Genomic DNA, 14,392 nt, shown 5'->3' on the forward strand with positions numbered 1-14,392 from the left:
TGGAAGCTGAGAGTACCGACCAGACTTCATAATCCATTCGATATGCCCGCCGACCCCATCGCAGACCTCTCGGCTGAAGTCGGCGGCCGGACTGCCCGTCCGCCGGGTGCAGTGCGCCGACATCTCCAGCGCGTATCCGGGCAAGCGCACAACCCCGCCCAGACCGGATACCGCGACGGTGTACGTTGGGGGATATCCGCGCTGTACGTCTACGGCGTAGAGATTCGCCAGGGCGAGGAATTGTCCTCAACTGGAAGGTCTGATCCGGTGACTACCACCACTCTCGAACCCTCGTGTGCGGTATGTCCGCACGACTCGACAGCTCATGACTCGATAGGACTCAGGTACTGCTCCGCCACGGTGTCCGGCGGCCTCGATCGGGAATGCGCCTGTGCGCGTGCGGCCGATCACAAGCAGACCTACTACCGCTAGAAGCCGGAATTCCCTCGATCCACTCGCGGCGAGTGCGGGTAGATCGTCTGTGTCGCTGGGTGTTTGCGTACGCGGGTTCCGGTTCGGTCTCGGTGATTCAGGCAAATCTCGGGCACAACCGTGCGATATTGGTCTGCGGGAAAAGTGATGTGGAGCGGGTGGCCCGATCGGTCAGTGGCCACCGGCACAACCCGTGGAGGCACAGGTTCGATGACAACCCACTCCGTTGCCGCACAGTCCGATCTCGTCGCTGCGGCGGAGTCCGGCTGCCCGCACCGCAACTCACCGGCGCATGCGATGCCGGCGCGCCGCGCGGCATCGATCCAGGACCGCGTGCGCGAGTGTGAGAGGTTCTTCGCCCAACCCGAATTGGAGCATCTGCGACCCGAGCGGGCCGAACAGGCGGTGCGGCAGTTGCGCGCGGCGGGCACGTATCGGCACACGCTCGAGGAATTGGGCATCGGGACGAAACTGGCGTGGCGTAACCATGATCGCTGCGTCGGCCGCAAACACTGGCGAGCGCTCGAGGTGCGGGACGCGCGCACCGCCGCCACACCCGCCGATATCGCCGCCGCCTGCTGGGAGCATCTGCGCGTCGCCACCAATCACGGCGCGGTGCGTTCGGTCATCACCATCGGACCGCCCACCGGGGTGAGCGGGCGTGGTTTCCGCATTCTCAACTCGCAGTTCATCCGCTATGCCGGGTACCGCACCAGTGCGGGCATCGTGGGCGATCCCGCGAATGTCGACCTCACCGATCTCGCCTATGAGCACGGCTGGCGGGGCCGGGGCGGCCGATTCGATGTGCTGCCCCTGCTGATTCAGTCTCCCGACGGTGGTACGCACTGCTTCGACATCCCACCGGCGCTCGTGCTCGAGGTGCCGCTGCGTCATCCCGAGCACGGCTGGTTCGCCGACCTCGGACTGAAATGGCATGCGGTTCCGGCGGTTTCGAATATGGACCTGGAGATCGGCGGCCTCACCTACGCGTGCGCGCCGTTCAACGGCTGGTACGTCTCCTCCGAGATCGGCCGCAATCTCGGCGACGGCGATCGCTACGACATGCTGCCCGCGATCGCGGACCGTATGGGCTTGGACCGCACCAGCGACCGCACCCTCTGGCGGGACCGCGCCCTGATCGAACTCAGCCGCGCGATCCTGCACAGCTACAAGCGATCCCGGGTGCACCTGGTCGACCACCACACCGTGGCCAAACAATTCCTCGACCACGTGGACCGCGAGCAGGCCGCGGGCCGTTCCTGCCCCACCGACTGGACCTGGATCAACCCGCCCCTGTCCGCCAGCCTCACCCCGACCTTCCACCGCTACTACGATCCGCCGAACCCGAATATCCGCCCGGCCTTCGTCCGCCGCGACGCCGCACGCCCGGCCTCGGCGCAAACCCCGCTCCCACCCGCCGAGTCCCCGCGACCTACATTGTGGCGCAGTGCGGTTCGCGCCCTCGGCATCGCGCGGGAAGCCTGAGAGCCGCACTCCGAGCTGAGGCGCCAGGATTCGAACCTGAACCGGCGAAACCAAAATTCGCCATGCTGCCGCTTACACCACGCCTCATCGAAAAGCGGTGTGCCCGGAAGGATTCGAACCCTCAACCCCCTGCTTCGAAGGCAGGTGTTCTCTCCGATTGAGCTACGGGCACAGTGCTGAGATGCCAGGATTCGAACCTGGACCGACGAGGTCAGAGCTCGCCGTGCTGCCGGTTACACCACATCTCATCGAAAGTCGGTATGCCCGGCAGGAATTGAACCTGCGACCTCCTGCTTCGTAGGCAGGCGCTCTATCCTTCTGAGCTACGGGCACCTGACCCCGCGCGAATGTCGCCATCGACATCTGCTCGGCACCGAGGTGCGCGGGGTTGGTGGAGGTGGTCGGTCGAACAACGAAAAAGGGCCGCTCGGTGACGATTTCGTCGGAGCGGCCCTGAAAGGTCAACCGGTAGACCTAGGAACCGCCGCGAAGACGCCGCCGCGAAAGCGATACGAAAAGAACGGTACGAGGCATCCGAGCACCGCCGATCAGGCGTTGCCGCCGCATCATCTGCTGCCCGGCCATGTTCCCCACCTTCCCGTTCCCGTATCGATTCGCTGTCACGACGGTAGCACCGGCATTTCGGACCCTGCCACCTATTTATCGCGCCACGGTGGCGCCCGGCAGCGCCCCGAGTTCGATGGCGACCTCGTCCAGGTTGGGTCGAGCGACCGATTCGGCACAGGATGATCGCACCCTCGACCGATGAGATGATCGGGGTGGCAAGGTGATTCGCTCGAGAGTCGGGGCGGCCGGTGGCCGTCAGTGACGCCGCGATGGCGGTATGCGGCGTTCGATGATGGCTGCCACTTCTGGGTGCAGCGCGCGGTCGTCCTCGGTACCGCTGACCGCCACCGCGACGGCGGGGCATACGGCGTGGAAGCCTTAGGCGTGCAGGAGTTTTCGCCGGAATGCGACGAAGCGCGCAGCGCCTCCTCCGGTCCGGTCGCCGGGGCCCGCTCGATCATCTCGGCGATGGCGATGGCGGCCAGGCCGAGGCTTTCGCTCAGCAGTTGTCTTCTGCCGCCGAGACGATTCCAGCGCCAGCTCGCGGTCGGGAAGAGGAAATCCGTCCAAGATCCGTTGTGGCGGAAGATGATTCGCTCGCAGACCGCTTGGGCGGGGTTGGTGTCGGTCACCGCCGATCCGAGGGTCGGCAGGCCCGCACCGGCAGCCTCGGCGATAACCAGGCGCGGCAGCTCCGCACCGAGTCCGGCGAATCGCGGATCCGGAACCCGGAAGATGTCCGAGAGCCACGGCCCCTCGGGTCACTCCGCTCGATCCATCGTGAGGTGGTGGTAGGCGGTGTCGAGGGGGATGTCGACGGCGAACCAGGCGGCCGGGCGGTCGTCGTCGCGCGGGCACCAGGCGGTCGCGATGCAGAGCCGCGCCACCTCGGTGCCGGCCAGGCCCGGCAGATGCCAGGCGATTCCGGCCGGGTCCGCGTAGCGCACACCGTATTCGGCGGATTCGGTCTCATCGGTGGGCAGCAGGTGCGCCCAGCTGTACGGCATGAGCCGGGCGTCGGCGGCCTGTAGGGCCAGGAGTTCGGTGTCCGGTCCGCCGATCGACACCATGAACTGTTCGTTCTCCACGGTAACGGCGGCGAGGCATTGCCCGGAATCCGGGCCGCCGTACGCATCGGCGGGCAGATCGGTCATCTCAGCCGAGATAACAAGTCCGGATACGCCGTCCCGGGCCTGCACCTGCCAGATCCCCGCCCACATCGGCACCGGCGCGCCCCCGTCCCAGGCGGGGACATCGATACTCCCGATCAGTAGATCGACCGTCGCACCCCGATGTCGCCACCGATGCAGATGCGACCCATTCGCCAAGCGCCACACGGTATTCGGGCCGGCCGGTAGCACGTCGTCGCCGAGCGTGACGGAGAACCCGACCACCCCGAGGGGCGTATCGATCACGGCGGGACGACGCTCGGCCTGAGCCAAATGGTCGGTGGGAAGCATGAGCCCATTGAAACGCACGCCGTTCGACGGCCGCCGTCGCGGGTGCGGCCGACGGTTCTCGGCGGCGGGTCACGGGTGCGGGATGGTCAGTGATTTCGCGGCTTCACTGGTCACGTAGAGGGTGTTTGGTGGTGTGGTCCAGGGCGAGACGGTCCGGGGGATCGGCCACCGGAATCGTCGCGGTGACCACGTTCTGCGCCAGATCGATGATCGAGATCGAGCGGTCCTGACCGTTGGCGACATACAACTCGCGATTGCCGAGATCGATTGCGAGACCGCCCGAGCCGAGGTCCTGCCGCCCCGTCGGCGCACTGTAGATCACCGCACTGCGCTGTGCGTGGGGATCACAGGGGGTGCGCACGGGCTTATACCGTGGTTTCCCATGAGCTCGGTCCGACCTCACCCGAACTCAGCTCGCGGCCTTCTTCACCAGCTCACCGATCCGCGCCTCGTCCTCGGCGGTGAGCGAGGTCAACGCGAACGCCACCGGCCACACGGTCCCGTCATCCAATTGCGCCGGATCGCTGAACCCGAGTGTGGCATAACGGGATTTGAACTTCGCCGCACACTGAAAGTGCACCACGACCTTCCCGTCCCGCGCATACGCGGGCATCCCGTACCAGAGCTTCGCGGTCAATTCCGGCGCATTGGCCGTCACAATGGCATGGATCTTCTCGCCCAGAACCCGATCGGATCCCTCCATCTCGGCAATCTTGGCAAGCACATCCCGCTCCCCGTCAACCTTGGCATTACGCGGATTGCGCCGAGCCCCCGCCTTGAGCTCCCTGGCATGTTCCTTCATCGCCGCACGCTCATCAGCGGAAAAAGCAACGGCGGACGTGCTACTGGTACCCATGACATCTCCTTGGTGGTGAGACCTCCACCGGCTCATCCCGGCGTGCTACAAGCTTCGCCCGAGACCACCCCACCCCACATCCGTGCTCACCACGTAACCCACCACGTAACCCCCTGGGTACGCACGCATCCGTGCACTCACGCGGCCCCCCACTCGACCGTTGCCAGCGCCATGACATGCGTGTCCGTTCCTCTGCCGGGACCCTGATCGCCACCACTCGACAATCGATTGGGAGAGTGGGGTTATGAAGGTGCTGGTTACCGGGGCGGCGGGGTATGTGGGGCGGGCTGTGGTGGGGGCGTTGCGGGCCGGTGGGCATGAGCCGATCGCGCTGGTGCGGCCGGGGGGTGCGAGTGGGCGGCGGATCGAGGGTGCCGGTGCGGTTCGGGTGGCTGATATCGGGGATGTGGTGGGGTTACGGGCTGCGGTGGCGGGGGTGGAGGTGGTGTGTCATTTGGCGGGGTTGGGGCGGGCACGGGAGTCGGTGGGGGATCCGGTGCCGTTCTTTCGGGTGAATGTGGGTGGGACGGTGGCGGTTCTGGAGGCGATGGCGGCGGAGGGGGTTTCGCGGATCGTCTTGGCTTCCACGGGGGCGATCTACGGGTCGCCGGCGCGGCAGCCGATGGATGAGGGGACGCCCGATGCGCCGCCGCATCCGTACGCGAGCAGCAAACTCGCGGCGGAGTTCGTGGTGGACGCGCAGGCTCGGGCGGGGGTGGCCGGTGCCGTGGCGGTGCGGTTGATGAATGTGGCCGGGGGAGCGGATCCGGAGCCGAGCCGGTTGATTCCACGTGTGCTCGCGGCGGCGATGGGGGAGTCGGTCTTGCGGATCAATGGGGATGGGAGTGCCGTACGGGACTATGTGCATGTGCGGGACGCGGCGGCAGCGTTCGCCGCGTGTGTCGAGCAGTGCCCGGAGCCCGGCGCGAGTGCTCGATACGTCATCGGGAGTGGTTGCGGGACAAGCATTCTCGATGTCGTGGCGGCGGTCGAACGGGTGACCGGCCGTCCGGTGCGGCGCGTGCACGGGGCGGCGGCTGCCGAGCCCGCGCGGTTGATCGGTGATCCGGGACGGGCTCTGTCCGAACTCGGTTGGGCACCAAAGCATTCCGACATCGACGTGATCGTGGAAGATACCTGGCGAGCCATCGCGGAAGGCTGATCAGCGCGCCACCCGAACCACCGCGGCGGCGCACGAGGTCACGGCCCTGGCGAGCGCCGCGCCCGGCCGCCACGTCATCGGTTACAGGCCCGATTCTCACCCGCCATGGTGCGCGCCCGCGAACGAATCTCGCAATGCGGCACGGTTTTACGCCCACCTGGCCGAGGATTTCCGCAACGTCGCATCCACCGTCCCGGACTTCGGAACCGGCCTGCACACCGCACCGCTTACTCGACGCGATCCGGCAGTCCGCCGAAACGGGTCGGCGGGTGCGAACCAGCGCACCCGCCGATCGGTAGCGGCAGCGGACTACTTGGACGGGAACCCGTCGGTCGGCAGCCACTCCACCACGCGAGTCTCATCGACGAGGTTGCCCACCTGGAACGGATCGGCCGCGAGCAGCTTGCCGACCGCATCGGCATCGGCCGCATCGAAGATCAGCAGCGCGCCGGACCCGTCCGGGTACGGTCCGCGGGCCAGCAGGGTGCCCTCGGCGGCGAGCCCGGCCAGATACTCCCGGTGCACGGGACGGATCTCGTCGCGGCCGGGGACGGTGGCTTCGGAGTAGGTGTAGTGGACGGCGAAGATCGGCACGGTTATCGCTTTCTCAGAGGTTCGAATGGATCAGAGCGTCAACAGCATTCGGGTATTGCCGAGGGTATTGGGCTTCACGTAGCTCAGGTCGAGGAATTCGGCGACACCGGTGTCGTAGGACCGGCACATCTCGGCGTACACCTCGGCGGTGACGGGCGTGCCCTCGATCTCCACGAAACCGTGCCGGGCGAAGAAGTCGACCTCGAAGGTCAGCACGAAGACCCGGCTCAGCGACAGTTCCCGCGCCACGCTGATCAACTGCTGCACCAGCAGATGCCCCGCGCCGGTGCCCTTGATCTCCGGGTGCACGGCGACGGTGCGGATCTCGCCGAGGTCCGCCCACAGCACATGCAGCGCCCCGCAGCCGATGACTTCCCCGTCGCGTTCGGCGACCCAGAATTCCTGAATCGCCTCGTACAGTGTGACCAGGTTCTTTTCCAGCAGAATCTTGCCCGCGTAGAAGTCGATGAGTCGCTTTATCCGGGGCACGTCAGTGGTTCGGGCGCGACGGATGATCGGCGCCGTGGCCGTCATACCGTCTGCCGAACCGCTGTGGGGTGCCCGTGTTGTCATGGGGTGCACAGTAGTCGGCCCCGGTACCGATAGGCTTGGGGTGTGTCGTACATCCAGCCTCCCCGCATACCGGAATGGTCCGGAAACCATGGCCGGTGTCACGGCCGTTGGGGGCGCTGGTGACCGTGCAGCGTGATGAGGTGGAAGGTCGCTGGGGTGATGCGGGTCCGCCGCGATCCGGTTTCGCTCCCGCCGCCCCGGGAGTAGTCGAACCCGCGGCGGTCCCGCTGATGAATATCGCGAATGTGCTGACGGTGCTGCGCATCGCGATCGTTCCGCTGTTCCTGGCCGCCCTGTTCGCCGCCGACGGTCATGATCCGCAATGGCGCTGGGGCGCCGCGGCGCTGTTCGGCATCGCCGCCATCACCGATCGCATCGACGGTCAGTTGGCACGGAAATACGGCCTGGTCACCGACTTCGGCAAGCTCGCCGATCCGATCGCGGACAAGGCGTTGATCGGCGCCGCGCTGATCGGCCTGTCCATGCTGGGCGATCTGCCGTGGTGGATGACGATCGTGATCGTGGCCCGCGAACTCGGCGTGACCCTGCTGCGCCTGGCGGTGGTGCGCCGCGGCGTGATCCCGGCCGGACGCGGCGGCAAGCTCAAGACCCTCGTGCAGTCCGTCGCCATTGCTGTGCTTTTGCTCCCGCTTTCCGGCGGATTCGCCAGCGCCGGAATGGCTTTGATGTATGTCGCCCTGGTGCTCACGGTGGTGACCGGTCTGGACTATGTGGTGCAGGCGGGCCGGCTCTGGTTCGGTTCCCCCGGCGGCAGCCGTGCCGCCTGATCTCGACTCGGCCGCGCCCGTTTCCGAGACAGTTGTGCCCGATCCCTTGACCGCCCTGGTCCCCGCGGGGGAACTCGTCGCGGCCCTGAAGGCCGCCGGACAGACCGTCGCGACCGCGGAATCGCTGACCGCGGGCCTGCTCGCCGCCACCATCGCGGGAATTCCGGGCGCGAGTGCGGTGTTGCGCGGGGGACTGATCGTGTACGCCACCGATCTCAAGCACGATTTGGCCGGTGTGAGCGCGGCCACCCTCGCCACCGACGGTCCGGTCGCCGCGAGCACCGCCGAACAGCTGGCGGTGGGTGCCAGAACCACCTGCGGAGCGGACTGGGGAATCGGGGTCACCGGTGTCGCCGGACCCGATCCACAGGACGGCCGCGAGGTCGGAACGGTATTCCTCGGCATCGCCGGTGCCGAGGGCACGGAGGTCATCCGGTTGAAACTGTCGGGCGACCGGTGGACGATCAGGGTGGGCTCGGTCCGCGTCGCGGTCGCCGAACTCGTCCGGAGTATTCGAGGCGGGTGAAGTGGCCGGGAACGCGCGGCCGACGCCGGACGTTGTCCAGCCAAACGCTGGGTCCGGCGAGACGAGTGTGAGGAGAACGGGATGACGCTGCTGCGAGAAGCGATCGGGGAGAGTCTGCGGCGCGCTCGCGTCGCCCAGAGCCGGACGCTGCGTGAGGTCTCGACCTCGGCGCGAGTGAGCCTGGGGTACCTGTCGGAGGTCGAACGGGGACGCAAGGAGGCCTCCAGCGAGCTGCTGGCCGCCATCTGCCAGGCCCTGGACGTGCCGCTGGCGCAGGTGCTCGTCGATGTCAGCGCGACCATGGCCGATGCCGATCGGGCCGCCGCCAAAAAGGCTGTGGCCACGGCCAATCCCGCGCTGGCGAGCGCCGGTGCCGGGGTCCGGCCGCGGGGTGGGGACGGCGATGTGCCGCGCGCCGGGGATGCCGGTTTCGGGCCGCGCATCGTCATTCCGGCCCCGAAATCGGATCGGTTGGTTCTGGTGGCGGCCAAGTGATGGTTGTACGTACAGCACGTGATTACGGTGCGCAGCAGCCGAAAGGGATAAATTCTCTGTAGGCTTCGTGCCGGAGGCGCCGTGCGGGTGCGGGTTTTCCGGTCCGCCGCCGCGCAGTGGAGGATAGGGACAACCGGGTGCGTGACGGTCGCGCACTATGTCGCGCGAAGGCGCGCGGCACGTCAGATGGAGGCGGGATCAATCGATGGCTAATCCGTTCGTGAAGGCCTGGAAGTACATGATGGCCCTCTTCGATTCCAAGATCGAGGAGCATGCGGATCCGAAGGTCCAGATCCAGCAGGCCATCGAGGAGGCCCAGCGGCAGCACCAGGCGCTGTCGCAGCAGGCGGCGTCGGTGATCGGCAACCAGCGTCAGCTGGAGATGAAGCTGAACCGCTCGCTCGACGAGGTCGAGAAGCTCAATGCCAATGCGCGCCAGGCGGTCATGCTCGCCGATCAGGCCGCGGGTGCGGGCGACACCGAGAAGGCGATCCAATACACCAATGCCGCAGAGGCTTTCGCCGCGCAGCTGGTCACCGCCGAGCAGGCGGTGGAGGATCTGAAGGTGCTGCACGACCAGTCGCTGCAGGCCGCCGCCCAGGCCAAGAAGGCCGTCGAGCAGAACGCCATGCTACTGCAGCAGAAGGTCGCCGAGCGCACCAAGCTGCTGTCCCAGCTGGAGCAGGCCAAGATGCAGGAGCAGGTCTCGGCCTCGCTGCAGCAGATGGACTCCACCCTCTCGGCTCCCGGCACCACCCCCAGCCTGGACGCGGTGCGCGAGAAGATCGAGCGCCGCTACGCCAATGCCCTCGGCGCCGCCGAGCTGGCCCAGAACACCGTGCAGGGTCGCATGATGGAGGTCCAGCAGGCCAGCATCCAGATGGCCGGCCACAGCCGCCTCGAGCAGATCCGCGCCTCCATGCGCGGTGACGCCCTGCCCGCCGGCGGCAACAGCCAGCAGGCCGCGGTCCCGAACCCCGCGGCGACGCCGCAGATCAACACCAACAAGGGCCAGGCGGCCCAGCAGTAGATCAGCGGTAGCGAAAGGCATTACGACGATGGGGAGATCGCGGGCGCACAACACCCCCGCGACCTCCCCTGCCCGCTTCCTGCGCCGCTCCCGCCAAGCACCCATCCCCGGCCTCCCGGACCCCTTCGGGCAACCACCCCGGGACGTCCCGGGTCCCGGGTCTCCCGGCGACCTCCGGCCGGACACCGCCCCCACAACGAGCGTCGGTTCGACCGAGCATCCCCATCCCGAGGTGTCCACGGCGGCGCAACCCCGGCCGGACGAGGTCTTCGCAGCACCCGGTTGGGCGGCAGGCCGCCCCCGTCCCGACGAGGCCCGCACGACTCAGGGCCCCCATCCGGCCGTGCCACCGCATCGTCCCGAAACAGCCTCTCCGGCAGCCGATTCAGCCTCGCCTCGCGGTCGGAGCAATACCGCGGGACTCGGTGGCGACGCATCCCAGACCTACTCGCAGCCTGGAAGCCGTTCGGCGGGAGCCGATTCGGCGGCAGGCGCGGAGCGGACCTCGACGCGCGGCGGCGGGTGGCGGGCATCGCGGGCCGGTGCTCGACCGCAGTCGGAGGCAGGATTGCGCGGCGACGCGATACCTCCCGACCGCAACGCCGTGCCGCGGAATCCGCCGCAGGGCTTCGAAAGCGGTTATGGGGCCCATACTTCCGGCCCTCCCGAAGCGACTTCGCCGCAGTTCGGGCCGACAGCCCCGCAGGCGGCGTGGATGCCGCCCGCGCAGCCCGGACCGAATCCGCTGGCCTACGGCGCTGCCTCGGCATCGGGTCAGCAGCGAGGTTTCGACAGTGGTTATGGCTGGGCGGCTTCGGGCTGGGCCGCTTCGGGCTCGGCGGCTTCCGGGGCGACTGGATTTCGCGAGGCTTCGGGGGCGAACGAGCATTCTGTCGGACGGGGGAAGCGCGGTAAGGCCGCTCGGGTGGCGCGGGAGATGTTGGCGCCCACCGGGGTTGGGCCGGAGGAGCTGGCGCAGCGGCTGCCGGACACCCTGCGCGGGGTGGGGGAGCAGGCGCTGGTCGCCGTGCGCAAGTGGGCCGATCCGCGGGAGCGGGAGTTGCGCAAGCGACGGCGGGCTAGGCGGCGGAGTATGCGACTCGGCACCGCGGGCGGGTTGACCACCGCGGGCACCGTTGGTCTGGTGTTGATTTCGGCACCCGCCTGGGCCGTGATCGTGGTCGGCGGCGGCGCGGTGGCATTGGTTACCGGGACCGTGGTGACCGCCAAGAAGTATTTGCAGCTGCGGAAGGAGCCGCTGCCGCAGGCGGCGTTCATGCCGCGGAAGCTGCCGCCCCCGCGGTCGGCCGCACGCGCATCCATTGCCCGGCTGGTCCGGGCCGAACGGGCCCTGCATGGGCTCGGGGCGCAGATCGCGCGCTCGGGTCGGCTGCCGGTCGAGGATTTGAGCGATACGTTGGAGACGGCCTCCTCGGGCGCTGCCGCACTGCACGCGCTGGCCGCCGACGTGGTCGCCATGGAGCAGGCGCCGGGCGTGCTCGGGTCGAGCAGTTCGCCACTGACAGAGCATGTTCGGGCCGTTTCGGTGCGCCTCGATGGCGGCGTCGCCGAATTCGAGGGCATGGTCGCGGCCGCCGCGCGCGTACTCGCCGTCCCGGAAAGCGCCGCCGTGGCAGACGATCTCGGCTGGGCCATGGTGAATCTGCGTGATGCCGCCGACCGCCTCGACGGCTGGGCGCAGGCCCTCACCGAACTCGTCGACAGCCGCTTCCGCGCCAACCCCTGACGGCCACCGCGCCAGCAGGCTCCCGCGCCAGTAGGCCGAGCCAAACCCGCCGATCGGAATCCCCCGTCATCCCGGCACGTTTTTGGCCGAAATCTATACACCGCAATGCCTTAACGGCCCGCATGGATTCCGGCCAAAAGCATGCCGGATTGACGGGGTGGGACTGCGCTGGATTGACGGGGTGGGACTGCGCTGGATTGACGGGGTGCGACTGCGCTGGATTGACGGGGTGCGACTGCGCCGGAATGACGGGGTGGGACCGCCCCGGAATGACGGGGTGGGACCGCGCCTCGACCCGCACCGCGCCTGGCGGGCGATGCCGTCTAGCGTGGGTCCCATGGACAGCATGCGTGCGGTGACCATCTCCGATTTCGGTGCCGAGCCCGAGTTGAGTGAGCTGCCGGTGCCCGAGCCGGGGGCCGATGAGGTGCTGGTTCGCATCGAGGCGGCGGCGGTCAATCCCTTCGACTGGAAAGTTGTCGACGGGGCGTTGAAAGAGTTTGTGCCGCATCAGTTTCCGCTGGTGCTCGGCAATGACGCCGCCGGGGTGGTCGAGCGGGCCGGTGCGAATGTGGTCCGCTTCCGGCCGGGCGATCGGGTGTGCGGGCAGTTCATGAGCGTGCGCCACGGCCGCGGCGGCTACGCCGAGTACGCGGTCATCTCCGAGAAGAGCTATGCGGTCGTCCTCCCCGCGGACCTGCCGTTCGATATCGCCGCCGCACTGCCGACCGCCGGAATGTCCGCCTACAACGCCGTCGACGCCGCCTGCGGAGCCGATGACCGGACCATTCTCATCAATGGCGCGACCGGCGGCGTCGGCCAATTCGCCGTTCAGTTCGCCGCCCAGCGCGGCCTGCGCGTCATCGCCACGGCCGGACCGGATATGGCCGACTACCTCGCCGAACTCGGCGCCGCCGAACTCGTCGACCGCGCCCGGGGCGATACCGTCGATCAGGTCCGCGCCGCGCATCCCGAGGGCCTGGACGCCGTCCTGGACCTGGTGAGCAACCCGGCCGACGCCCTGCGCGTCGCGGGATTGCTCGATACCGGCGGCACGCTCGTGAGCACCGTCGGCGGCCTGGACCGGGACGCGCTCGCGGATATGGGTGTGCTCGGCGTCAACTTCCAGAACAAGTCGAGCAATGAACTGCTCACCACCCTGGTCGCCATGGCCGCCGCCGGTACCCTGAAGGTGCGCATCGACGCGGCGGTCCCATTGTCCGAGGTCGCCGCCCGCGCATCGGCGCTGCGGACCGCGCGCTCGCGCGGCAAGACGGTGATCCTGCCCGGATAGCGTCCTCGGGGACAACCCTGAACTTTCCCCGATATCGGCGCTGACCTGGTGATTTTCTGGCCTCGAACCCGCAGAATCGAAGCAACGGATCGCGCTGATCGCGGTTCGGGAACTACGGGAGGCACGGAATGCTTTGGAAGATCATCGGCATAGTCGCGGTTGTCTGGATCGCGCTCGCCATTATCGGTGCGCTGATCAAAGGACTGTTCCCGATCCTCATGATCAGCTTGGTGGTTTTCGGCCTGTACCTGGTGTACAAGGCGGTCTCGGGCTCGAACAAGTCCCCGATGAGCAAGCTGTAGCGGTATCGGAACCACGCGGGTGGGCCATTCGGAAGCGATTCCGAATGGCCCACAACCATTTCCGGGTCACGCTTGCGAATCCATCGGTATCGGACGGGAATCCCCTGGATATGCGGTACGTTCCACGCGCTATGGCTGCTACTGCGATCGTCGCCACCAATTACGGTGGTCCCGAGGTACTCGCTCCACTCGAGGTGGAGCTGTCCGATCCCGGTCCGGGCGAGGTGACCGTGCGGGTCCGCGCCGCCGGGGTCAATCCGATCGACTACAAGCTCTACAGCGGTGCGTTCGGTAACGATCCGGCCCGCCTGCCGCTCCGGCTGGGATTGGAGGCGGCGGGCGTGGTGACCGCAGTCGGCCCGGACGCGATCGGTCCGGCGGGTCCGATTCAGGTCGGCGAAGAGGTGATCGTGCGCACCGATTCGGGCTATACGACCGCGCTCACCGTCCCCGCCACCGCCGTCATTCCCAAGCCCGCCGAGGTGAGTTGGGAGGTCGCCGCCGGACTGCTGGCGGTGGGAAATACCGCGGTGCATCTAATTGCCGCGACCGGCGTGGGTCCGGGCGACACCGTGCTGGTGCACAGCGCCGCGGGCAGCGTCGGCGCGCTGGTGGCCCAGCTCGCGGTCGCTCGCGGCGCCCGAGTCATCGGCACCGCCGCGCCCGCTCGCCACGACCGCCTGCGCGGCTACGGCGTCGAACCGGTCGAGTACGGCACCGGATTGGCCGACCGCGTCCGGGCTCTGGCCCCACAGGGCGTGGACGTGGCGATCGACACCATCGGATCCGATGAGGCCGTGGATGTTTCGCTCGCGCTGGTCGCCGATCGGCAGCGCATCGCCACCATCGCCGCCTTCGCCCGCGGTTTCCAGGAGGGCTTGCAGGTGCTCGGTGGCGGGCCCGGCGCGGATCCCGGCACCGAGATTCGCGATGCCGCCTGGCGCGAACTGCTGCCCCTGGTCGCCTCCGGAAAATTGGATCTCGTCATCGCCGCGACCTACCCGTTGACCGAGGCCAGGGCCGCGCATGAGTTCGTGATTGCGGGCCATGCCGGTGGAAAGGTTGTTCTACTGCCCTGATT

Annotated in this window: 17 protein-coding genes and 4 tRNA genes; 11 read left to right on the forward strand and 10 right to left on the reverse strand. The window is 68.0% G+C overall.

Annotated elements, in window-relative coordinates:
• Positions 1–42 precede the first annotated feature (42 nt).
• Positions 43–432, forward strand: coding sequence for an RGCVC family protein (locus NA10_RS39570; protein WP_373862415.1), 390 nt, complete (start codon positions 43–45; stop codon positions 430–432).
• 297 nt (positions 433–729) lie between these two features.
• Complete coding sequence (locus NA10_RS24920) at positions 730–1,917, forward strand: nitric oxide synthase oxygenase (RefSeq protein WP_067572090.1); 1,188 nt, start codon at positions 730–732, stop codon at positions 1,915–1,917.
• A gap of 15 nt (positions 1,918–1,932) precedes the next feature.
• On the opposite strand, the gene NA10_RS24925 is transcribed toward NA10_RS24920, so the two are convergent.
• The 8 genes from NA10_RS24925 to NA10_RS24955 form a co-directional block, all read right to left on the reverse strand.
• Positions 1,933–2,004, reverse strand: a tRNA-Gln gene (locus NA10_RS24925).
• An 11-nt stretch (positions 2,005–2,015) separates the two neighbouring features.
• Positions 2,016–2,089 (reverse strand) — tRNA-Arg (locus NA10_RS24930).
• A gap of 4 nt (positions 2,090–2,093) precedes the next feature.
• Positions 2,094–2,165: transfer RNA gene (locus NA10_RS24935), tRNA-Gln, on the reverse strand.
• Between the two features lie 11 nt (positions 2,166–2,176).
• Positions 2,177–2,250 (reverse strand) — tRNA-Arg (locus NA10_RS24940).
• The gene (locus tag NA10_RS39575) at positions 2,228–2,848 is read right to left on the reverse strand and encodes an LmrA/YxaF family transcription factor (RefSeq protein ID WP_373862416.1); all 621 of its coding nucleotides are present in this window, start codon (positions 2,846–2,848) and stop codon (positions 2,228–2,230) included. Before NA10_RS39575 ends, NA10_RS24940 begins: the two co-directional genes overlap by 23 nt.
• 397 nt (positions 2,849–3,245) lie before the next feature.
• Positions 3,246–3,944: a hypothetical protein gene (locus NA10_RS24945; RefSeq protein ID WP_067572092.1), complete on the reverse strand. Its 699-nt coding sequence runs from the start codon at positions 3,942–3,944 to the stop codon at positions 3,246–3,248.
• Positions 3,945–4,047: 103 nt separating this feature from the next.
• Complete coding sequence (locus tag NA10_RS24950; RefSeq protein WP_067572094.1) at positions 4,048–4,305, reverse strand: YncE family protein; 258 nt, start codon at positions 4,303–4,305, stop codon at positions 4,048–4,050.
• A gap of 48 nt (positions 4,306–4,353) precedes the next feature.
• A complete protein-coding gene (locus tag NA10_RS24955) occupies positions 4,354–4,800 on the reverse strand; it encodes an iron chaperone (RefSeq protein ID WP_067572097.1) in 447 nt (148 codons plus the stop codon).
• Positions 4,801–5,044: 244 nt separating this feature from the next.
• Here NA10_RS24955 and NA10_RS24960 point away from each other — a divergent pair, with 244 nt between their 5' ends.
• Entirely contained in the window at positions 5,045–5,962 is a 918-nt protein-coding gene (locus NA10_RS24960) for an NAD-dependent epimerase/dehydratase family protein (RefSeq protein ID WP_067572099.1), read from the forward strand.
• Between the two features lie 309 nt (positions 5,963–6,271).
• Here the strand turns inward: NA10_RS24960 and NA10_RS24965 are convergent, their stop codons facing one another.
• Both NA10_RS24965 and NA10_RS24970 read right to left on the reverse strand, forming a co-directional pair.
• Positions 6,272–6,556, reverse strand: coding sequence for a YciI family protein (locus tag NA10_RS24965; protein WP_067572100.1), 285 nt, complete (start codon positions 6,554–6,556; stop codon positions 6,272–6,274).
• A gap of 30 nt (positions 6,557–6,586) precedes the next feature.
• Positions 6,587–7,129 (reverse strand): amino-acid N-acetyltransferase, encoded by a 543-nt coding sequence (locus NA10_RS24970; protein WP_084515216.1) that lies wholly within the window; start codon positions 7,127–7,129, stop codon positions 6,587–6,589.
• A 230-nt stretch (positions 7,130–7,359) separates the two neighbouring features.
• Here NA10_RS24970 and pgsA point away from each other — a divergent pair, with 230 nt between their 5' ends.
• From pgsA to NA10_RS25005, 8 genes are all read left to right on the forward strand, one after another.
• Entirely contained in the window at positions 7,360–7,917 is a 558-nt protein-coding gene (gene pgsA / locus NA10_RS24975) for a CDP-diacylglycerol--glycerol-3-phosphate 3-phosphatidyltransferase (protein WP_245677870.1), read from the forward strand.
• Between the two features lie 34 nt (positions 7,918–7,951).
• Positions 7,952–8,443, forward strand: a complete 492-nt coding sequence (locus tag NA10_RS24980; RefSeq protein ID WP_067572173.1) for a CinA family protein — start codon at positions 7,952–7,954, stop codon at positions 8,441–8,443.
• A gap of 81 nt (positions 8,444–8,524) precedes the next feature.
• Positions 8,525–8,938, forward strand: a complete 414-nt coding sequence (locus tag NA10_RS24985) for a helix-turn-helix domain-containing protein (RefSeq protein WP_067572101.1) — start codon at positions 8,525–8,527, stop codon at positions 8,936–8,938.
• Between the two features lie 205 nt (positions 8,939–9,143).
• Positions 9,144–9,968, forward strand: a complete 825-nt coding sequence (locus NA10_RS24990; RefSeq protein ID WP_067572102.1) for a PspA/IM30 family protein — start codon at positions 9,144–9,146, stop codon at positions 9,966–9,968.
• A 715-nt stretch (positions 9,969–10,683) separates the two neighbouring features.
• Positions 10,684–11,715, forward strand: a complete 1,032-nt coding sequence (pspM, locus tag NA10_RS24995) for a phage shock envelope stress response protein PspM (RefSeq protein ID WP_245677862.1) — start codon at positions 10,684–10,686, stop codon at positions 11,713–11,715.
• 337 nt (positions 11,716–12,052) lie between these two features.
• Positions 12,053–13,009 carry an NADP-dependent oxidoreductase gene (locus tag NA10_RS25000; RefSeq protein ID WP_218021575.1) on the forward strand — a complete coding sequence of 319 codons (957 nt, stop codon included), beginning with the start codon at positions 12,053–12,055 and terminating at the stop codon, positions 13,007–13,009.
• A gap of 128 nt (positions 13,010–13,137) precedes the next feature.
• Positions 13,138–13,311: a hypothetical protein gene (locus NA10_RS37680; RefSeq protein WP_169812638.1), complete on the forward strand. Its 174-nt coding sequence runs from the start codon at positions 13,138–13,140 to the stop codon at positions 13,309–13,311.
• A 131-nt stretch (positions 13,312–13,442) separates the two neighbouring features.
• Positions 13,443–14,390 carry an NADP-dependent oxidoreductase gene (locus NA10_RS25005; protein ID WP_067572176.1) on the forward strand — a complete coding sequence of 316 codons (948 nt, stop codon included), beginning with the start codon at positions 13,443–13,445 and terminating at the stop codon, positions 14,388–14,390.
• Positions 14,391–14,392 lie beyond the last annotated feature (2 nt).

Origin of the sequence: Nocardia acidivorans NBRC 108247 (assembly GCF_001625085.1) — a bacterium.
GTDB lineage: Bacteria > Actinomycetota > Actinomycetes > Mycobacteriales > Mycobacteriaceae > Nocardia > Nocardia acidivorans.